Here is a 19850-nt window from a genome sequence, read left to right on the forward strand (position 1 = left end):
TCACTCCTGACTGTCGAGATGGCGCTCCAGGGCGTCGAGGTGGTCCGCCCACATCCGCCGGTACGGCCCGAGCCAGTCGTCGACCGTGCGCAGCGGGCGCGGGTCGATCCGGTAGATCCGCTGCTGGGCGGCGGTGCGGCAGGTGACGAAGCCGGCCTCGCGGAGCACCCTGAGGTGCTTGGAGACGGCCGGCTGGCTCATCCCGAGCGTGTCCACCAGGTCACCGACGCTGCTCTCGGTGCGGCGCAGCCGGTCGAGGATGCGGCGTCGGGTGGGCTCGGCCAGGACGGCGAAGACGTCGACGGACACCAGACCAATATGCCTCAGCAGTTATATGCCTGTAAAGGCATGGCCGCTGTTGGAGCCGGTGCGGGTGACGGGGACCGGTGCCCGGGGCGGGCCACCGATCCGCTTCCTATGCTCGGATCATGGAACTGCGGATCTTCACCGAACCCCAGCAGGGCGCCAGCTACGACCAGCTGCTCGCCGTGGCCCGGCGCGCGGAGGAGACGGGCTTCGGCGCGTTCTTCCGCTCCGACCACTACCTGAAGATGGGCTCGGGGAGCGGCGAGCCGGGCCCGACCGACGCCTGGACCACCCTCGCCGGCCTGGCCCGGGACACCACCCGGATCCGACTCGGCACACTGATGACCGCGGCCACCTTCCGGCTCCCCGGCCCGCTCGCCATCACCGTCGCGCAGGTCGACCAGATGAGCGGCGGCCGGGTCGAGCTGGGCATCGGCACCGGCTGGTACGCGGACGAGCACACCGCGTACGGCATCCCGTTCCCGCCGCTCGGGGAGCGCTTCGACCGGCTGGAGGAGCAGCTGGCGGTGATCACCGGTCTCTGGGCGACCCCGGCCGGCCGGACCTTCGACTTCCCCGGCAAGTACTACCCGGTCAGCGACTCGCCCGCGCTGCCCAAGCCGGTGCAGCAGCCGCGCCCGCCGATCCTGCTCGGCGGGAAGGGCCCGAAGCGGACGCCCCGCCTCGCTGCCCGCTACGCCGACGAGTTCAACCTGCCGTTCGTCTCGGTCGAGGACTCGGCGGCCCAGTTCCAGCGGGTACGCGCCGCCTGCGCGGAGATCGACCGGGACCCGTCCACCATGGTCTGGTCCAACGCCCTGGTCCTCTGCTGCGGCCGGGACGAGGCCGAGGTGGCCCGGCGCGCCGCGGCGATCGGCCGGGAGCCCGCCGAGCTGCGCAAGAACGGCCTCGCCGGCACACCCGCCGAGGTCGTCGACAAGCTCGGCCGGTATGCCGCGATCGGCAGCCAGCGGGTCTACCTCCAGCTGCTCGACCTGACCGACCTGGACCACCTGGAGCTGGTCGCCGCCGAAGCCATGCCGCAGCTCTGACGATCGACCACGCCGGGCCGACGGCCGCCCCGAGGCGCCGGCCCGGGGCCCGGCGGCTCCGGCTCGGGCTCCGGGACCGGTCCCGGCACCGGATGCCCGGCCGGTGACCCGCCGACCGGGCCGCGGCCCGCACCGGTCGGGTCGATCTCCTGCTCCGACGGGTGCCCGTCGCCGCGGCGGGTCGGGTCGCGGTAGCTGCTCATCCGCACCGCATTCCCCGTCCGTGGCGGGCCAACCGTGCCTTGACAGGTGGGCGGAAAATGCACCCGGACGACGGTGTCGGATCGGGGGTACGACATGGAAGTGCATCGCAGCCGGGGGACACTGCCGCTGGCCGTCGCCTGCGTGTTGGGCGGGGTGACGGTGCTCGCCCTCGCCGGCGAGGGTTCGGTGCTGCGGGTGCTGGCGGCCCTCGGGGCCGTGGTGCTCGGCGGCGTGGTGCTGGTCGGCGCCGTGCGGCCGTTCCGCTTCCTGATCGGGCCGGCGGGGATCGAGGTGCGCCGCCCGGGTCTGCGCGGGACGTACCGGTGGGAGCAGTTCGAGGCGCTCGCCCTCGACGACGCCGGCCGGCTGGTCGCGGTGCCTGCGGCGGGGCTGGGCCTGCGGACCACCGCGCGGCACCCGCGCGACGGGCGGGCCGCCGTCGAACTCCTCGATCTCCGCCAGATCCGGGAGAGCCCGGACGACGTGGCGGCGGCGCTGAGCCGGTACTCCGGCGGCCGCTTCACCGACGCGCGTACGCCGGTAGCCGCCCGGCTCGCCGGGGCGGAGATCGACTTCACCGTCGCCCTGCGCGGCTACTTCACGGCGCAGGTCGACCAGTTGGTGCACCGCGCCCAGGACGCGCTGGCCCAGGGCGGCCCGGCCGAGCGGCGGGCCGCCCGCGCGGAGATCGAGCAGGCCCGGGCGGCCGGTATCCCGGTCGGGCTGCGTGGCTACGACGTCGGCCAGGTCGACGCGGCGCTCGACGCGCTCTGCGCCGCCCTCACCGCGGAGCCCACCACCGATCGAGAGACCACCACGTGACCGGCGCCGGCCGCAACTGGGCGGGCAACGTCCGGTACGCCGCCCGGGCCCGCCATCGGCCATCCAACCTGGACGAGCTGCGCCGGCTGGTGGCGGGGGCGGACCGGGTCCGGGCGGTGGGCACCGGGCACTCGTTCAACCGGCTGGGCGACACCAGGGGAGAGCTGGTCTCGGTGGCCGGGCTGCCGCCCACCGTCGTGCTGGACCGCGACCGCGGCACGGTCACCGTCGCCGCCGGCCTGTGCTACGGCGACGCCGCCACCCGCCTGCACGCCGAGGGGTATGCGCTGGCCAACCTCGCCTCGCTGCCGCACATCTCGGTGGCCGGCGCGGTCGCCACCGCCACCCACGGCTCGGGTGCCGCCCACGGCAACCTGGCCACCGCCGTGGCCGCCCTGGAGCTGGTCACCGCCGACGGCGACCTGCTCACCGTGGACCGCGCCGACCCGCGCTTCGCCGGCATGGTGGTCAACCTCGGCGCGCTGGGCGTGGTCACCCGGGTCACCCTCGACGTGGTGCCCACCTTCGACGTCCGGCAGTACGTCCGGCTCGGCCTGCCCCGCGAGGCGCTCGGCGCCGCCTGCGACGCCGCGTACAGCGTGAGCGTCTTCACCGGCTGGCGCTCGTCCCGGCTGGACCAGGTGTGGCTCAAGCAGCGGGCCGACGCGCCGCCACCCCCGGCGGACTGGCTGGACACCGTCGCCGCCGACGCGCCCTGCCACCCGGTGCCCGGCATGCCGGCCGAGCACTGCACCGCCCAGCTCGGCGCGCCCGGGCCGTGGCACGAACGGCTGCCGCACTTCCGGCTCGGCTTCACCCCGAGCAGCGGCGACGAGCTCCAGTCGGAGTGGCACCTGCCGCGCGCCTCGGCCGCCGCGGCGCTCGCCGCGCTCGACCCGGCCGCCGAGCGGATCGCCGCGGTGCTCCAGGTCTGTGAGCTGCGCACCATCGCCGCCGACGGGTTGTGGCTCAGCCCCAACCACAACCGGGACAGCCTGGCGCTCCACTTCACCTGGATCGGCGACCCGGCGCAGGTGACGCCGGTGGTGGCCGAGGTGGAGGAGCGGCTGGTCCCCTTCGCCCCGCGCCCGCACTGGGGCAAGCTCTTCGCCCGGAACCCGGCCGCGACGTACTCCCGCTGTGACGACTTCCGCGCCCTGATGGCCGACCTCGACCCGGCCGGGAAGTTCCGTACCGACGAGCTGGACCGCTACTTTCCCCGCGGATAGGCGGCGGCAAGACCCGCCGCGGTGGGCGTGCGGGCCGCCACCTTCGCGCTTCTACAGCACATCGTCGACACCGTCGAGCTTGCCTGCCGGGGCGTGTCCAGTTGGCGACATGTCGCCTCTGTGGCACCTGGCACCTAGTGACCACCATCCCTGTCGCCTATCAGACTCCGGTGGTGTCAACAGTGGTTGCCAGCTTCGCTGAGCAGAGGAGTAGCACGATGAACCGGCTCTTACGCTGGACGGCCATGGCGTTGGTCGGCGTCCTGGCGGTGGGCGTTCCCGCCGAGGCAGCGCCACCGCCCCCGGCAGAAGCTAGCGGAGCCGCGGCGACCGCTAGCCCGTCCCGCGTCACCCTGATAACGGGCGACGTGGTGGAGTTGGTCGAGGCGTCGCCCGGCAGGTACGCCGCCTCGGTCCGGCCGGCGCCGGGCCGGGAAGGGATCACGTTCCACACCCTGGAAGTCGACAGCGGCCTGCGCGTACTGCCCAGCGACGTCGTGCCGTACGTGTCCACCGGCGTTCTCGACGGTGACCTGTTCGACGTACAGGAGCTCATCGCGCAGGGCCTCGGCGACGACGCGGCGCCGAACCTGCCACTGATCATTCGCTACCGGGATACCCGCGAGCAGACGATAGCCGGGGCACGGCGTGTCTCCAGGCTGGACAGCATCGGCGCCGCTGCGGTCGTCGAGGACAAGGCGGCGCTGACCGGGTTCTGGCAGGCAGCAGCCGGCGGCAGCCCGGGCGTCCGTTCGCTCGGCGGGGACACGCCGCAGCTGGGGTCCGGCATCGCGCAGATCTGGCTCGACGGGCGGGTGAAGCCGACGCTCGATCGTAGCGTGGCGCAGATCGGCGCTCCGGCAGCATGGGCGTCGGGGTACGACGGCGACGGTGTCACGGTGGCGGTACTGGACACCGGCATCGACGCGACACACCCCGACTTCGCAGGAAAGATCAGCGCGACGAAGAACTTCTCCAACAGCGCCACGACCGCTGACAAGTTCGGACACGGCACGCACGTTGCCAGCACGATCGCCGGCACCGGCGCCGCCTCGGACGGCCGACGCAAGGGCGTCGCACCCGGGGCGAACCTGCTCATCGGCAAGGTGTTGAACGACAGTGGCTCCGGCTCCGAGTCGTGGATCATCGCCGGAATGGAGTGGGCGGTCAGTTCCGGAGCCGACGTGGTCAACATGAGCCTCGGCGGAGATGCTACCGATGGCACCGATCCGTTGAGCGAGGCGGTCAACCGGCTCACCGCGAGCAGCGGCACCCTCTTCGTCGTCTCGGCTGGTAACGAGGGGGAGGAGTCGACCGTAGGCAACCCGGGTGCGGCCGATGCCGCGCTCACTGTCGGTGCGGTGGACCGCGACGAGAGCCTTGCGAGTTTTTCCAGTCGGGGTCCGCGGTTGGGTGACTATGCCGTGAAGCCGGAAATCACCGCACCGGGTGTCGGGATCGTCGCGGCGCGGGCCGCCGGTACCGCGATGGGAACGCCGCTCGACGCGTACTACACCGCGGCGTCCGGCACGTCCATGGCTGCGCCGCACGTGGCGGGTGCGGCGGCGATCCTCGCCCAGCGCCACCCCGACTGGAACGCCGCGCAACTCAAGGACGCGCTGGTGAGCACGGCCCGCACCAATCCTGCCCTGACCGTGCACCAGCAGGGCGCCGGCCGGGTCGACGTGGCGCGGGCGACTGCCCAGCCGGTGCACGCGACCGGAGTGCTCAACTTCGGGGTGCATACCGACACCACGCCGGACGAGGCGCCGATCACCCGGCAGGTCTCCGTCACCAATACTGGGGACAGCGCGGTGACGCTGTCGCTCGCCGCCCGCCTGGAGAACCTCGACTCTCACGCCACGGACCAGGACGCTGTCACGCTCGGCGCCGACCAGATCGTCGTGCCCGCAGGCACGAGCCGGCAGGTGCCGGTCACAATCGACCCAGCCAAGCTGACCCGTGGGCGGCACGGCGGTTGGCTCACGGCCAACGGCGCCGGCGGGGTGCTGACCACCACCGCCCTGGGGGTGACCCTCGATGGGCCCAAGCACACCGTGACCCTGCGCGGGGTCGACCGCAGCGGCGCGGACACGAGCGTGCCCGTGGTCGCCCTGCACGGCGCCGACCGCCGCTCGGACATGGTGAAGTGGATTCAGAAGGGCAAGCCCCTGACCGTCGAGGTCGAGGAGGGCAACTATCTACTGCACGGCCTGATCTCGGACGGTGGGCCACTCGACTCACAGGCCACCCTGATCACCGACCCGCAGCTGAAGGTCACCCGCGACATCGAGGTGGTCATCGACGCCCGCAAGGGGACCCCGATCACTATCAAGACCCCGAAACCCGCCGAGCAGCAGGCGGTGCTGAGCTACTACGTACACCGCACCTTCGGCAACGGCCGGAGCATCAGCCACGGGGTCATGCATTTCAGCACCGTGCAGCAGGTCAACGTGACGCCCACCGACCAAGTCACCGACGGTGACTACGAATTCGCCTCCCGATGGCAACTTGTCGCGCCCATGGTGAGCGCCCACGTGTCCGGCGTGTCCGGGCCGCTGGACATCAACCTGCTGCACCGTTCACCGGCCTTCGACGGTGTACGCAACTTCCCGCTGGTCTGGGCCGGCACCGGCACCGACGCCGAGCTGGCCGCAGCTGACGTACGCGGAGCCGCGGTGCTCATGGACAGTGCGCAGGGCCGTTCCGAGAGCGCCCAGGTGGCTGCCGCGGCAGCGGCCGGAGCCGCGGCCGCGCTGATCGTGCGGCCGGCCACCTCTTCCGCATGGACGGTGTGGCGGCCGATCGCCACCCGGGAGCCGATCCCGGCGATGGTGGTCGCCAACGACGACGGCCAGCGCCTGAAGGCCGCCGCCACGACGGGAAAGCCGATGCTCAGCCTCACCCTCACGGTGTCCAGTCCGTACCTGTACGACGTGTTCCATGTCGAGCGGGGCCGGATCCCGTCGCAGGTCGTCCACCGGGTGACCGCAGAGAACTCGGCACGGATCATCACCAGGTACGCCAACACCGGCGGGGATGAGTGGGCCAAGGAGCAGCGCTTCGGCTGGCGCCCCTGGCAGACGTACTCGTGGAACGACACCCAGCGCATGGTGCGTACGGGCGGGGAGCGCGAGGAGTGGGTTTCCGCCGGTGACTCGGTGTGGCAGCACCGGGTGGCGCATTACTACACGTGGGATGAGACGAATCCGCTCGGCGTCGGGATGCGGGACGCGCCGCGCAGCTACCAGGGCGAGTCCCGTACCCGCGAGGACTGGTTCACCCCAGTGGTGCGTCCGGCGGCGCCCCGCGGTGTCGCGGGCCTGGTGTCGACCCGCCGTGGCGACATCCTGGCCCTGCGGGTACCGGAATTCGTCGACGCCGCCGGCCACTACACGCTCGCGGGCAGCGGCGGTGAGCGCGATCTGGTGTCGGCACGACTGTTGCGTGACGGCGCCGTGCTCGCCGAATTGCCCGATGCGCGGCGGGATGTGCCGACGGTGGCTGGCGACGCCTCCTACCGGCTGGAGTTGACCACCCAGCGGGAGTCCAAAGAGTGGCAGTGGGCGACGCGCACGCAGACGGCGTGGAGCTTCCGGTCCGGGCACCCGGACGGTGACCCGGAGAGGTCGCAGCCACTGCCGCTGCTGCAACTCGACTACTCCATTCCCGCCGACCTGGCCGGAACGGTGCCCGGGGACCACCCGCACACCATCGGTATAGCGCTGCGCAACCAGGACGGGTTGGCGGCTCCAGCCGGAGGCAGCGTCGGGGTTGAGGTGTCGTTCGACGAAGGGGCGACGTGGCGCTCGGTGAAGGTGGCGGGCGAGGACGGCGCCTTCCATGCGGTCGTGCCGTCGGGCAGCGGCACGGTCTCGCTGCGGGTTCATGGCACCGATACCGATGGGAACGAGGTCACCCAGACGATCCTGCGAGCGTACGGGCTGCGCTGACCGCCGGTTGATCAGGGCGTCCGGCACGTCGACCCGTCGGCGCCCTGATCAACCACCACTCGGCCAGTGTCCCGGGATCCCGTCACCGCTTCGGTCCAGGTGAATTTCCCCGACCCGACGAGCTCGCCTTCGCGGCGGCCGGGTCAGATCCATGAACCGGTTGGCGGCAGCCGCTCAGCTACCGCGCCCGCCGGTCATCTGCTGGCGCATGCCGCCGCGCTGCACGGCCCGGCTGATGTCGCTGGGCGAGACGATGCCGACCAGCCGCTGGTCGGTCACCACCAGCGCCCGGCCGTCGGCGCACTCGCTGAGCCGGGGGAGCAGGTCGGTGAGCTGCTCGTCCGGGGAGGCGAGCACCAGTTCGCCGGCCCGGCAGGACACCTCGGCCAGCGTGGTCGAGCCGCGCTGGTCGGCCGGGATGCCGCGGACCCGGTCGAGGGTGACCAGGCCGATGGGGCGTCCGCCATCCTCGGTCAGCGGTAGTGCCGAGTGCCGGTACGCGAAGAGATGGTGGTCCACGAAGTCGGCGACGGTCATGTCCTTGGAGGCGGTCTGCGGCTGCGGGGTCATCACGTCGGCGACGCGTACCCCGCGCAGGGCACTGCCCATCCGGGCCTGGCGCTCCTCCGCGCCCGCCGCCCCGATCAGGAACCAGCCGATCAGCGCCAGCCAGAGTCCGCCCACCCCGGCGCCCCTGAAGAACTGCCAGATCCCGACGGCGATCAGCACGATGCCGAGCCCCCAGCCGGCCCGGGCGGCCACCACCGACGCCTTCGTCCGGTCGCCGGTGGCCCGCCACACCACCGCACGCAGCAACCGCCCGCCGTCCAGCGGCGCGGCCGGCAGCACGTTGAAGATCGCCAGCAGCACGTTGATGCCGGCCAGCCAGGACAGCGCGCCGACCAGCAGGCCGCGCCCGGTGGCCAGCGAGGCGAGCAACGCGATCACGCCGAAGAAGATGCCGATCAGCAGGCTGACCAGCGGCCCGATCCCGGCGATCCGCAACTCGGCCCCCGGGTCCCGCGCCTCCCCCTTCAGCTCGGACACCCCGCCGAAGAGCCAGAGCGTGATGCTGCCGACCTCGATGCCATTGCGCTTGGCGATGACCGCGTGGGCCACCTCGTGCGCGAGCAGGCCGAGGAAGAAGACCACCGCCGCGGCCAGCCCCGCCACCACGTACGCGAAGGTCGAATGGCCGGGATAGCTGCGCGGGAACAGACTGGCCGACAGCGCCCAGGCGATCAGCACGAAGATGACCAGGACGCTCCAGTTGACCCCGATCGGTACGCCCGCGATCCGGCCAAGCCGGAAGCTCGCCCTCATGCCCCGCTCATACCCGTGCCGAGGGTTCCTATGCCAGAGGCGGAAGGGTCACTGCTTGGACTGTCCGACCGCCTTCCCGTGCCGAGCGAACATGTTCGTGAGTTCCACCCGACCTCGCTGGACCACGTCCACGTCTGGAGCCAGGTCGAGACGGTCCCTGGCGCGCTGGCGCACCTCGCCCTTCGTCAGCTGCGGAGTTGAGCGCCAGTTGACCGTTTTCCGGCACGGCGACCTGCGGCACGTTGATCTGAAGCTGTGGCACGCGGCCACCGCAGATCCGCGAGTTATGTCCACAACAAGCGCAGGATCTCCCGGTGGCCGCGCCACGTCTATCCGCTCCCGAAGGGCGGAATCTGATACCGGCGGCTGAGGTACTACGTGCCGAGCTTGATGATGCCCGGCAGGGCCTCTTCGGCCAGGTAGGTGTCGGTGAAGTAGTCGTAGCAGTGACCGCTGGTGTTGTAGGTGCCACCGCTGAGGATGCCCCGGGCAGTGACCGTACCGTCGCTCTTGATGTTGTAGATCGGCGCGCCCGAATCGCCGCCCTTGGTGCAGGTGCCGTAGCGGTATCCCTCCATGGCGTTGCGCAGGGTCGCGCCGTCGCTGTATCGCACGGTCACGTACGTGGACACCACGCGGTAGCCGCACATCTCGCCGGTGACTTGGCCGCTGACGCAGTAGGTGTCCCCGACGTAGGAGCGCCGGCCCATCCGTCCAGTGACCGCCCGTGAGCTGGTCGACGTGGATGAGCCCCTGTAGACGCGGCCGTAGGAGGTCTGGGTCAGCTTTATGGTGGACGCGTCACCCGAGTAGTGGTTATGACCGCTGACCATCACCGAACCGGTGGTGTTGTTCCAGTTGTCGGCCGTGACCGTACCGAGGGTCCCGTTCCGGTTGTACGCCTTACCGTTCAGCGACGTGCAGTGGCCGGCCGTGAGCATGTAGTGCGCGCCCTGGTGGGTCCAGGCGAAGGCGGTCGAGCATGAACCGACCGAGGTGTAGAAGTATGCCCCGCCGTAGTACGGTGCGGTGTCGTATTGCCGCCCGAGCTTCGGCGACGGCACCGTCATGCCCGGCACCAACTGGAGGGCGACCCGGTAGGCGCCGTATCGGGCGGCCAACGCCTCGCGCATTTCCTGGGTTACCGTGGCCGCCTTGATGATGACCCGGTTGTTCATCGGGTCAATCGTGGCCGTGCGCAGGTTGCTCGCGCCGGCCAACTGGTCGTCGCTGAGGTTGAGCACCTCGTCCTGAACGGCGGTCAGTTGGTTCATGGTGTACGGCACCACCTCCACGATCGGCTCGACGATGACCTCGGCCTTCATCGGGCCGAAGGTTTCCCCCGTCGGGCTCGTCGTGTCGGTCGGGAGAGTGCTCTTGTCGGGATCCGTGCTAGGAGTGTCCGGGTCGTCGGTGATCGTCCCGGTTGACGTCGGCGTGATGGCCATGTCGGCCGATGCGGCGGCGAGCGTCTCGGCCGAAGCGGTCTGAGACACCGGCACCATGAGCTGGTCGTTCTCCACGTAGGGCATCGAGTATTCGGTCGGGCTCGCGTATGCCCGTTCCACCGCGATGTCCAGGGCCTCGGCGTACCCGGGCCAGAGCGTTTCGTCCGTTGTCGGCTGCGTGGTCGTCACGGCCACCGCGGTGCTGGTGGCTGGCTGATCCGTGGTGATTTCAGCGTGGGCGGGCGAGGGGAGCCAAACGATTCCGGCGACGGCCGTGAGAGTGAGGGCGAGGCAGCGGCCGATAACTCTTTTCATCCGGTCATGATCGTCCTCCTAAGTGGACCGGTCAAGCATTGCGCCGAACTGTCCCGGCTCAGCTCTGACGTCGCTATTTGTCATAGAAGGTTACCTTTTGGTGGCTGCGGTGCATCCGGTAGATCAGTTTGAACTACCTGGATATGATCCGTGCCGCAAGCGCGCACACGGGTGCGAGCCAGAAATCGGGAGGCGTGCCAAACTTGCTTAGATCTACGCGTCCGCGCGGGCTTTCTATTGCCCTTGCCGCGGTGCTCGGCGCGACCGGACTCGCGGTGTTCGCCACAGCCGAGCCCGCCGCGGCGGCACCGCATTACGCGTACGCCCCATCCGTCCAGATCGGATACACGGATCGGGCGAGCACGCACACGGCGTACGACTGGACCGAGGGTGTCGATCTGCCATTGGGTGCTCGAATCGACACGTCCGGTGGGAAGCACAAGTCTCGTGTCTATGCGACCTTTGATCTGTCACAATTCGCCGGTAAGGAAGTCTTCGGTGGCACTGTGCGTATCCGGGAGCGGAGCGCGGCCGACTGCACCAAAAGGGCCATCGAAATCTGGCGGACGAATCCGGTAAGCGAGACGCCGACCTGGGCGAGCGCCCCCGAAGAGTTGACGAAACTCGACGAGATCACCACTCCGGAATACTGCCCCACCGCCAACCTCACCTTTGATGTCTCCGTGGCGCTGAAGGACGCGGCGGCCAAGGGCGAGACGCGGGTGACGTTCGCGCTGCGGGTTCCCGAAAAGCACGAGGGTGATGTCAGCTACGGCCGGACTCTGAACTGGTACAACAGCGTGAGTCTGAGCGTGCGGTACAACTCGGCGCCGGCGCTGGACGAGACCCAGCTGTACAACGGTGGTCGGTTGTGCGCGACTGCGGCGCCCTACCCGGCGCTGTCGGTCGTCGCCGACAAGCTCCAGGTCATCGGTAGCGACCCCGACCTGCAGCAGTTCGACAAACTGGGGTACGAGTTCGCGTTGTGGCCCGTCGACGATCCGTCCAAGCGGACGGAGATCAGCGTGCCGGATGGCAGTGCGGGAATGTTCAGCACGGGCACGGTGCCGGCTGGCGTTCTCGTCGACGGTAGGAGCTACTCCTGGCAGGCCCGCGTGAGTGACGGGCTTGCGACCTCCGCTTGGTCGAAGGTGTGCACCTTCGTCGTCGACAAGACCTTGCCTTCACGGCCACAGGTCTCATCGTCGAATTACCCGACGGCCGATACCGGGCAGTGGACGCCCCCTGGCGTCCCGGGAGAATTCACCTTCTCCGCCGGTGGAGACACCGACGTCATCGGATTTGTCTACCAATGGTCTGACCCTCCCTCGAGCGGAGTGCAGGGTTGCAACGTGGTAACCGGCGGCCGGTTCGACTGCGACGACCCACTCACCAGTGACAGGGTGCTCAAGGCGGATGTGCCGGGCGGTACGGTGACGCTGCCGATCATCCCGCCGAGACCCTTTACCAACACGCTCTACGTACAATCGGTCGACCGCGCGGGAAACACCTCTGCCGGGGTCGGGTACGAGATGCGGGTGCCGTGGACCGAGCCGACGATCAAGGCCATCGGTACGCCGGAGTGGGGCAAGCCGTTGACGCTGAAGTTCACTCCCGCGCCCGGGATGCCGGGTGTCACAAAGTACGAGTATCGCCTGAACAACGGCGAACCGCAGTTTGTGGCAGCCGCAGAGGACGGTACCGCCACCATCAGCATCATCACTGACAACGCCTCCGGGCATTCCGTCACCGCGCGGAGCCACAGCGCCAACGGTTGGATCTCGCCGTACGGGAACTGGTCCTTCGCGTTCGATCCCGGGCCCGGTGTCACGTCCGACGTCTACCTGTCCGACGGCGAGCCGCATGGCGGTGTCGGCGTGCCCGGTACCTTCACCTTCTCACCGCCGGTGGGCTGGAGCGAGGTGGGCTACTACCGTTACTCCTTCAATGGCGAGGACTTCTTCGACGTACCGGCTGGACCTGATGGTCGGGCCAGCGTCACCTGGACACCGGAAACGAGTGGCGGGGTGAACCTCGACGTATTCGTGATCCGCCCGGACGGCACCTGGGGCGACTACGGCAACTTCTACCAGTTCATAGTCGCCTGAATTGCGGAGCCGGCCTGGCGTGAACAAGGTGCGCTGAGCGCGCAGAAGACTGTGGCGGGGCACGGAATCCGTGCCCCGCCACAGTCGTCAGACAGGTGTTCCCGGCGGTTCCGGCTGCGGTGACGGGGCCCGCCCAGCCTGGACGCGGTGTGGGTGGGCTCGGACCCGAGGCTGCCGGCCCGTCCGGCCCGATTCGTGGTCGTCTGAGACGTGGTGTGCCCGGCTCACCGGTCACTGCCGCGGCGGGGCCTCGCTGACCACGGTCGGCGAGAACTGGTTGGCCGCCTCGACGGCCCACTCCAGCGCGTAGTCGGCCTCCTCCTCCCAGCCCGGCTCGCCGCCGACGAAGTGCGACCGGTGGGGGTTGCAGCGGAACCCGGTGAGCGCGGTCGAGCCCCGGTAGAGGTTGACGTTGGCGACGACCACCGACGGTGGCACCACGTGGTCGGCGCCCCCGGCCGTCAGCAGCAGCGGGGGGCGGTTCTCCCGCCTCTTGTCCACCTCGGTGACCGCGTCCGGGTCCAGGTTGGCGAACGCCGCCTCGAACAGGACGCGGCCGGCGCCGGGTACGGCGTACCGCTCCCAGGCCCGGTCCGAGTCCTCCGGGCTCAGCGTGTTGCCGAAGGCGAACCGGAAGTCCTCCCTGGTGAACGGCACCGCTCGGTTTCGGTTCGCGGGGCTGCGCAGGATGGAGAACGCGGAGCGCAGCGTGTTGAGCGGCAGCCGGAGCACGCCCTTGACCGGAGCGGAATGCAGGGCGACCCCGGCGGCGCCGAGCTTGCGGTCGAGCAGGAGTTGGGTGATCAGGCCGCCGAACGAGTGCCCCATGATGATCGGCGGCCGGGGCTGGTCCCGGACGATCCGGGCGTAGTGGTCGGTGATGTCGGCGATCCGCTGCCCGGCGATCGGGGCGGGGTCGGCCCGCAGCTCCTCGACCTCGCCCTCCATGCCGGGCCACGCCGGCGTCAGCACCCGGAAGCCGCGCGCCCGGTACCGGTCGGCCCAGTGCTCCCAGCTGCGTGCGGTCATCCAGAGCCCGTGGATTAGCACGATCGTGTCGACCCGTCCCGTCGGTGTCGCCATGGTGGCCTCCCGGTGTCGCGGTTGCCCGGCCCGGCGGTTACCCGGCCCGGCGGCCGTCAGTCACCGGTCCGGACATGCCCGGCGACGCCGCGGATCAGCAGGTCCAGGCCGAAGGCGAAGCGCTCGTCGCCGCCGCCGGCCAGCAGGTCGTCCACGTGCCGGCGGAGGTTCGGGTACGACTCGGCCGGCAGGCTCAGGTAGTAGCTCCGCAACTGGGCGGAGAATCGGCTCCAGTAGGTCGCCTGGTCCTCCCCGGACGCGCGGATCTTCTCCGCGTACAGGGCCCCCTCGTAGGCGTCTCCGGCGATGTACAGGAAGAGCCGGTCGAGGAACCAGGCGGCCTGCGGGGGCGGCACGCCGCCGGCGAGCAGGATGGCGAGCATGCCCTCGGTGACGCGCAGCGCGTTCGGGCCGCTGGGGATGGTGGCCAGCGAGGCCAGGGCCAGGTTGGTGTGCGTGGCGTAGACCCGGTACGCCTGCCAGGCCACGTCCCGGATCTGCTCCGCCCACCGCTGCGGATCCGGCTCGGGTACGGAGATCTCCGCGCTGGCCCGGTCGACGAGCAGTTCGAGCAGCTCCTCCTTGCCGGAGACGTGGGCGTAGAGGGAGGCCGGGCCGGTGCCCAGCTCCTGGGCCACCCGCCGCATGCTCAGCCCGCCCAGCCCCTCCCGGTTGATCACCGCGAGGGCGGCGTCGACGACCGCGGTCTGGCTCAGCGGCTGTTTCACGGCGCGGGTCCTGGGCCGGGTACGCCAGGGCGGGCTGGGTGGTTCGCTCACGGATGACCTCCGGATCCGGGGTGGCCCGAACATCGTACTTGCTGCGAACGCTGTTCGTTGATAGAACACTGTTCGTAAACGAACAGTGTTCGCTCATGCCCGGGAGTACTCGATGTCAGACCTGGCCACCACGCTCGCGCCGGATCGCGCCGGACCGGCGGAGACCGGTCACCGCTGGCGCTGGGCCGCCCTCGCGGTGATCCTCGCCGCCGAGGTGATGGACCTCCTCGACGCCCTCGTCACCAACCTCGCCGGCCCGGCGATCCGCGCCGACCTGGGCGGATCGGCGAGCCTGATCCAATGGCTCGGCGCCGGTTACACCCTGGCCATGGCCGTCGGCCTGGTCACCGGCGGCCGCCTCGGCGACCTGTACGGCCGCCGCCGGATGTTCCTGCTCGGCGTGCTCGGCTTCACCGCCGCCTCCGCGCTGTGCGCCCTGTCCGGCACGCCGGGCACCCTGATCGCCGCCCGGGTCGCGCAGGGGCTCTTCGGCGCGCTGCTGCTGCCGCAAGGCCTCGGCCTGATCAGGGAGATGTTCCCGCCGCACCAGCTCGCCGCCGCCTTCGGCGCGTTCGGCCCGGTGATGGGCATCTCCGCGGTCGGCGGCCCGATCCTCGCCGGCTGGCTGGTCGACGCCGACCTCGCCGGCACCGGCTGGCGGGCCATCTTCCTGATCAACGTGCCGCTCGGCCTGCTCGCCGCCGCCGGCGCGCTGCGGTTCCTGCCGGAGTCCCGCGCCAACCACGCCAGCCGACTCGATCTGCCCGGCGTCGGGCTGGTCTCGCTCGCCGCGTTCCTGCTGGTCTACCCGCTGGTGCAGGGACGGGAGCGCGACTGGCCGGCGTGGACCTTCGCCATGATGGCCGGCGCGGTCGCCGTCTTCGTCCTCTTCGCCCGCTACGAGGTGCGGCGCGAGCGGTCCGGCCGGGATCCGCTGGTGGTGCCGTCGCTGTTCCACCGCCGCGCGTTCACCGGCGGCCTCGTCGCCGGCCTCGCCTTCTTCACCGCGCTGACCGGCTTCTCGCTGGTCTTCAGCCTCTATCTCCAGGTCGGGCTGGGCTGGTCGCCGCTGCGCGCCGGGTTGGCCGGTGTCCCCCAGGCGCTCGGCATGGTGATCGCCTTCGTGCTCGCCGGCGCCGGCCTCGCGCAGCGCCTGGGCCGGCGGTTGATCCACATCGGTCTCGCCGTGGTGATCGCGGGGGTCGGCGGCCTGCTGCTCACCCTGGCCTCGGCCGGCAGTACGGTCGGCCCGTGGCGGATGGCACCCGCCCTGCTGGCCGTCGGCTTCGGCATGGGGCTGGTGATGGCGCCGTTCTTCGACATCGTGCTCTCCGGCGTGGCGGAGTCCGAGACCGGCTCGGCCTCGGGGACGCTCACCGCCGTCCAGCAACTCGGCGGGGCGCTCGGCGTCGCCGTGCTGGGCACCGTCTTCTTCAGCGGCCTCGACCACGGCGTCCAGCCGGCCGTGCAGCTCACCCTGGCCGCGGAGCTGGGCCTGCTGGTGATCACCTTCGTCGGCGCGTTCCTGCTGCCCCGCCGGGCTCGCGAGGGGGCCGGTGCCGCACACTGACCGGCGTCCACCGCCCTGACAAATGTCACGGGTGGAAGGTGACGCACGCTCCGGGGACGGCCCGGCCGTTCCCCGCAGTATCAGTGTCATGACCGACATCCCACCGGCCGTCGAGCTGGCCGGACTCACCAAGACCTTCGGCCCGGTGACCGCCGTCGACGGGCTCAGCCTCCGCATCGAGCCGGGCGAGGTGGTGGCCTTCCTCGGCCCCAACGGCGCCGGCAAGACCACCACCGTGGACATGCTGCTCGGGCTGGCCCGCCCGGACGCCGGCACCGTCCGGGTCTTCGGCGGCACCCCGGCCGACGCCGTCCGGCTCGGCCGGGTCGCCGCCGTGATGCAGACCGGCGGCCTGCTCAAGGACCTCACCGTCGCCGAGACGGTACGGATGACCGCGCACTTCCACGCGCAGCCCCGTCCGGTGGCGGAGGTGCTGGAGCGGGCCGGCATCGCCGACATCGCCGACCGCCCGGTGGGCAAGTGCTCCGGCGGCCAGCAGCAGCGGCTGCGCTTCGCCCTGGCGCTGCTGCCGGATCCCGACCTGATGGTGCTGGACGAGCCCACCACCGGGATGGACGTCGAGGGGCGGCGGGACTTCTGGCAGGCCATCCGGGCCGACGCCCGGAACGGGCGGACCATCATCTTCGCCACCCACTACCTCGACGAGGCCGACGCGTACGCGGACCGGATCGTGCTGGTCCGGCAGGGCCGGGTGGTCGCCGACGGCACCACCGCCGAGATCAAGAACCTGGCCGCCGGCCGGATCGTCCGCGCCACCCTCCCCGGCGCCGACCAGGCCGCGCTCGCCGCGCTGCCCGGCGTCCAGGCGGTCGAGGTACGCGGCGACGCGGTGCTGGTCCGCACCGACGACTCCGACCAGGTCGCCCGGCACCTGCTCACCCGCACCGCCGCGCGGGACCTCGAAATCACCTCCCGCAACCTCGAGGACGCGTTCCTCGCCCTCACCACCGACACCCTGACCGCCGAACCCACGCAGCCCATCGGAGTCTGAGATGACCGTCGCCACCTCCTCCACGACCACGTCGCCCGCCCGCCCGGTCGATCGGCGACCGCCCGCCCTGGGCGGGTTCTCCACCGCGGTGCTCGGCATCGAGATCCGCCGCGTGCTGCGCAACCGCCGGACGCTGATGTTCACCCTGATCATGCCGGCGGTCTTCTTCCTCCTCTTCGGACTGCCGCAGCGCGGCCAGGACCTGCCCAACGGCCAACCGGTCACCGCCTGGATCATGATCAGCCTCGCCGTGTACGCGGCCATGGTCGCCACCACCAGCGCCGGCGCCGCGGTCGCCACCGAGCGGGCCCTCGGCTGGAGCCGCCAGCTCCGGCTGACCCCGCTGCGCCCGGCCGCGTACGTGGCGACGAAGGTGGCCACCGCGATGGTGCTCGGCCTGCTCGGCGTGCTGGTCGAGTTCGCCGTCGGCGCCGCCGCCGGGGTCCGCATCCCGGCCGACGTCTGGCTGCTCGCCGGGCTGGCCGCCTGGCTCGGCTCGCTGGTCTTCGCCGCCTTCGGCCTGTTCGTCGGCTACCTGGCCCCGGCCGAGAACGTCATGCAGTTCATGGGCCCGATCCTGGCCATCCTGGCCATGTTCGGCGGGCTGTTCGTGCCGCTGGAGATGCTGCCGCACGCCTTCCAGCAGATCGCCAAGTTCACCCCGGTGTACGGCGTCGGCCAGCTCGCCAGGGCCCCGCTCACCGGGGACGGGCTGGACTGGGTGGCGCTGGGCAACCTGGCCGCCTGGACGGTGGTGTTCGGGCTCGGCGCGGCGCGGCTGTTCCGCCGCGACACCACCCGCGTCTGACCCCGTACGGCGGAGGCTAGCGTGTTCCGGGTGAGCACTCCGTCCGACCCGCACCGGCCGGTGCGCCGCCACTGGCGGTTCACCGGCTGGCTGCTGGCCGCGGTCTGGCTCTTTTTCCTCAACATCCCGCTGCTCACCGCCCTGCACCAGCCCGAGGTCTGGCGGCGGGTGGTGGGGGCGACGACGCTGGTCGCGTTCGGTGTCTGCTACGTCTGGGTCTTCCAGTGGGCCCGGGCCTGCCGGATCGCCGCCCGGCCCGTTCCGCTCGGCCGGGCGTGGGTCGCCCTGACCGCGCTGGTCGGGCTCGGGCTGGCCGGCATCCCGGGCACCGACGGCGACTGGCTGACCACGCTGGTCTTCGTGGCCGCGGCGGCGGTGTTCCTGCTGCCGAACCGGCAGGCGTTCGTCGTGGTGGCGCTGGCCGCGGTGACCCCGCCGGTCGCGGCCGCGCTGGTGCCCGGCTGGGAGGCGGAGGGCACCGTGGTCTTCGCGGTGCTGCTCGCCTCGTTCGCCATGTTCGGGGTGACCCGGCTGACCCAGCGCAACGCCGAACTCCAGGCCGCCCAGCAGGAGATCCACCGGCTCGCGGTGGCCGAGGAACGGGCCCGTACCGCCCGCGACCTGCACGACATCCTCGGCCACTCGCTGACCGTGGTGGCGGTCAAGGCGGAGCTCGCCGGGCGGCTGCTGGAGCTGGATCCGGCCCGGGCGGCCACCGAGATCGCCGACGTGGAGCGGCTGGCCCGGCAGGCCCTCGCGGACGTGCGGGGCACCGTCGGGGCGTACCGCGGGGTGAGCCTGAAGACGGAGCTGGCCGGCGCCCACTCGGCGCTCGCCGCCGCAGGCATCGTCGCCGCGCTGCCGGAGACGGTGCCGTCCCTGCCGGCGGAGCGGGACGAACTGTTCGGCTGGACCGTACGCGAGGGCGTGACCAACGTGGTCCGGCACAGCGGCGCGCGGCGCTGCGAGATCCGGGTGAGCCCGGCGGCGGTGGAGGTCCGCGACGACGGCCGGGGGCCGGTCGGGGAGCCGGGCGCGGCGGGCCACGGGCTGGTCGGGCTGCGGGAGCGGGCGCGGCGGCTGGACGCCACCGTCACCGTCGGCCGCCCTCCGGACAGCCGGGGGTTCCTGCTGCGTGTCGCCCTGCCGGCGGAGCGCTGAGCGGCGCGGCGAGCGGGGCAGCCAGCCCCGGGAGTGGAGAGGAGGCGCGGTGACCGAGCCGATCAGGCTGCTGCTCGCCGACGACCAGGCGCTGGTCCGGGGCGCGCTGGCCGCGTTGCTGTCGTTGGAGCCGGACCTGACGGTCGTCGCCGAGGTGGGCCGGGGCGACGAGGTGGTCCCGGAGGCTCGGCGCACCCGACCCGATGTGGCGCTGCTCGACGTGGAGATGCCCGGCCTGGACGGGCTCGCCGCCACCACCGCCCTGCGGGCGGCGGTGCCCGGCTGCCGGGTGCTGGTGGTGACCACCTTCGGGCGGCCCGGCTATCTGCGGCGGGCGATGGAGGCGGGCGCGAACGGCTTCGTGGTCAAGGACACCCCGGCCCGGCAGCTCGCCGACGCGGTGCGCCGGGTGCACGCCGGCCTGCGGGTGGTCGACCCGACCCTGGCCGCGGAGACCCTCGCCACCGGGCCGAGCCCGCTGACCGAGCGGGAGACCGAGGTGCTGCGGACCGCCCGGGGCGGTGGCACGGTGGCCGAGCTGGCGGCGACGCTGCACCTCTCCGAGGGCACGGTACGCAACCACCTCTCGGCGGCGATCGGCAAGACCGGGGCCCGCAACCGGGCCGACGCCGTGCGGGTCGCCGAGGAGAACGGCTGGCTGCTCGGCGAGTGAGCCG

The 19850-nt window shown here is 71.5% G+C and carries 15 protein-coding genes; 10 read left to right on the top strand and 5 right to left on the bottom strand.

All coding sequences use genetic code 11. The features are described 5' to 3' along the window. Positions 1-309, bottom strand: a complete 309-nt coding sequence (locus FXF52_RS06570; protein WP_148794433.1) for a helix-turn-helix transcriptional regulator — start codon at positions 307-309, stop codon at positions 1-3. Positions 310-428: 119 nt separating this feature from the next. On the opposite strand from FXF52_RS06570, the gene FXF52_RS06575 reads away from it, so the two are divergent. The 4 genes from FXF52_RS06575 (at position 429) to FXF52_RS06595 (ending at position 7566) form a co-directional block, all read left to right on the top strand. Beyond that, positions 429-1358 (top strand): LLM class F420-dependent oxidoreductase, encoded by a 930-nt coding sequence (locus tag FXF52_RS06575; RefSeq protein WP_148794435.1) that lies wholly within the window; start codon positions 429-431, stop codon positions 1356-1358. A gap of 297 nt (positions 1359-1655) precedes the next feature. Continuing rightward, on the top strand, positions 1656-2384 hold the full coding sequence (locus tag FXF52_RS06585; RefSeq protein ID WP_148794439.1) for a hypothetical protein: 729 nt from the start codon (positions 1656-1658) through the stop codon (positions 2382-2384). Continuing rightward, entirely contained in the window at positions 2381-3613 is a 1233-nt protein-coding gene (locus FXF52_RS06590; protein WP_148794440.1) for an FAD-binding protein, read from the top strand. Before FXF52_RS06585 ends, FXF52_RS06590 begins: the two co-directional genes overlap by 4 nt. A gap of 218 nt (positions 3614-3831) precedes the next feature. Continuing rightward, complete coding sequence (locus tag FXF52_RS06595; RefSeq protein ID WP_148794442.1) at positions 3832-7566, top strand: S8 family serine peptidase; 3735 nt, start codon at positions 3832-3834, stop codon at positions 7564-7566. A gap of 174 nt (positions 7567-7740) precedes the next feature. Here FXF52_RS06595 and FXF52_RS06600 read toward each other — a convergent pair whose 3' ends face one another. Further along, entirely contained in the window at positions 7741-8889 is a 1149-nt protein-coding gene (locus FXF52_RS06600) for a site-2 protease family protein (protein WP_148794444.1), read from the bottom strand. A 374-nt stretch (positions 8890-9263) separates the two neighbouring features. Continuing rightward, the gene (locus FXF52_RS06605) at positions 9264-10526 is read right to left on the bottom strand and encodes a trypsin-like serine protease (protein WP_148794446.1); all 1263 of its coding nucleotides are present in this window, start codon (positions 10524-10526) and stop codon (positions 9264-9266) included. A gap of 254 nt (positions 10527-10780) precedes the next feature. On the opposite strand from FXF52_RS06605, the gene FXF52_RS06610 reads away from it, so the two are divergent. Beyond that, the gene (locus tag FXF52_RS06610) at positions 10781-12760 is read left to right on the top strand and encodes a hypothetical protein (protein ID WP_148794448.1); all 1980 of its coding nucleotides are present in this window, start codon (positions 10781-10783) and stop codon (positions 12758-12760) included. Between the two features lie 231 nt (positions 12761-12991). Here the strand turns inward: FXF52_RS06610 and FXF52_RS06615 are convergent, their stop codons facing one another. Together FXF52_RS06615 and FXF52_RS06620 are read right to left on the bottom strand one after the other, a co-directional pair. Further along, a complete protein-coding gene (locus FXF52_RS06615) occupies positions 12992-13843 on the bottom strand; it encodes an alpha/beta hydrolase (RefSeq protein ID WP_148794451.1) in 852 nt (283 codons plus the stop codon). 56 nt (positions 13844-13899) lie between these two features. After that, the gene (locus FXF52_RS06620; protein WP_255471777.1) at positions 13900-14571 is read right to left on the bottom strand and encodes a TetR/AcrR family transcriptional regulator C-terminal domain-containing protein; all 672 of its coding nucleotides are present in this window, start codon (positions 14569-14571) and stop codon (positions 13900-13902) included. Positions 14572-14734: 163 nt separating this feature from the next. Here FXF52_RS06620 and FXF52_RS06625 point away from each other — a divergent pair, with 163 nt between their 5' ends. The 5 genes from FXF52_RS06625 (at position 14735) to FXF52_RS06645 (ending at position 19846) form a co-directional block, all read left to right on the top strand. Then, entirely contained in the window at positions 14735-16192 is a 1458-nt protein-coding gene (locus tag FXF52_RS06625) for an MFS transporter (protein WP_148794455.1), read from the top strand. 88 nt (positions 16193-16280) lie between these two features. After that, positions 16281-17204, top strand: a complete 924-nt coding sequence (locus FXF52_RS06630; protein ID WP_148794456.1) for an ABC transporter ATP-binding protein — start codon at positions 16281-16283, stop codon at positions 17202-17204. 1 nt (position 17205) lies between these two features. After that, complete coding sequence (locus FXF52_RS06635; protein WP_148794458.1) at positions 17206-18012, top strand: ABC transporter permease; 807 nt, start codon at positions 17206-17208, stop codon at positions 18010-18012. Between the two features lie 30 nt (positions 18013-18042). Continuing rightward, on the top strand, positions 18043-19173 hold the full coding sequence (locus FXF52_RS06640) for a sensor histidine kinase (protein ID WP_148794460.1): 1131 nt from the start codon (positions 18043-18045) through the stop codon (positions 19171-19173). Positions 19174-19222: 49 nt separating this feature from the next. After that, positions 19223-19846 carry a response regulator transcription factor gene (locus FXF52_RS06645; protein ID WP_148794462.1) on the top strand — a complete coding sequence of 208 codons (624 nt, stop codon included), beginning with the start codon at positions 19223-19225 and terminating at the stop codon, positions 19844-19846. Positions 19847-19850: the final 4 nt, after the last annotated feature.

Origin of the sequence: Micromonospora sp. MP36 (genome assembly GCF_008119785.1) — a bacterium.
GTDB lineage: Bacteria > Actinomycetota > Actinomycetes > Mycobacteriales > Micromonosporaceae > Micromonospora.

What these genes read in the sequence shown, in the direction of transcription:
- FXF52_RS06575 (WP_148794435.1), top strand. Translation starts at nt 429, where the DNA reads ATGGAACTGCGGATCTTCACCGAACCCCAGCAGGGCGCCAGCTACGAC.
- FXF52_RS06585 (WP_148794439.1), top strand. Translation starts at nt 1,656, where the DNA reads ATGGAAGTGCATCGCAGCCGGGGGACACTGCCGCTGGCCGTCGCCTGC.
- FXF52_RS06595 (WP_148794442.1), top strand. Translation starts at nt 3,832, where the DNA reads ATGAACCGGCTCTTACGCTGGACGGCCATGGCGTTGGTCGGCGTCCTG.
- FXF52_RS06600 (WP_148794444.1), bottom strand. Translation starts at nt 8,889, where the DNA reads ATGAGGGCGAGCTTCCGGCTTGGCCGGATCGCGGGCGTACCGATCGGG.
- FXF52_RS06615 (WP_148794451.1), bottom strand. Translation starts at nt 13,843, where the DNA reads ATGGCGACACCGACGGGACGGGTCGACACGATCGTGCTAATCCACGGG.
- FXF52_RS06625 (WP_148794455.1), top strand. Translation starts at nt 14,735, where the DNA reads ATGTCAGACCTGGCCACCACGCTCGCGCCGGATCGCGCCGGACCGGCG.
- FXF52_RS06630 (WP_148794456.1), top strand. Translation starts at nt 16,281, where the DNA reads ATGACCGACATCCCACCGGCCGTCGAGCTGGCCGGACTCACCAAGACC.
- FXF52_RS06635 (WP_148794458.1), top strand. Translation starts at nt 17,206, where the DNA reads ATGACCGTCGCCACCTCCTCCACGACCACGTCGCCCGCCCGCCCGGTC.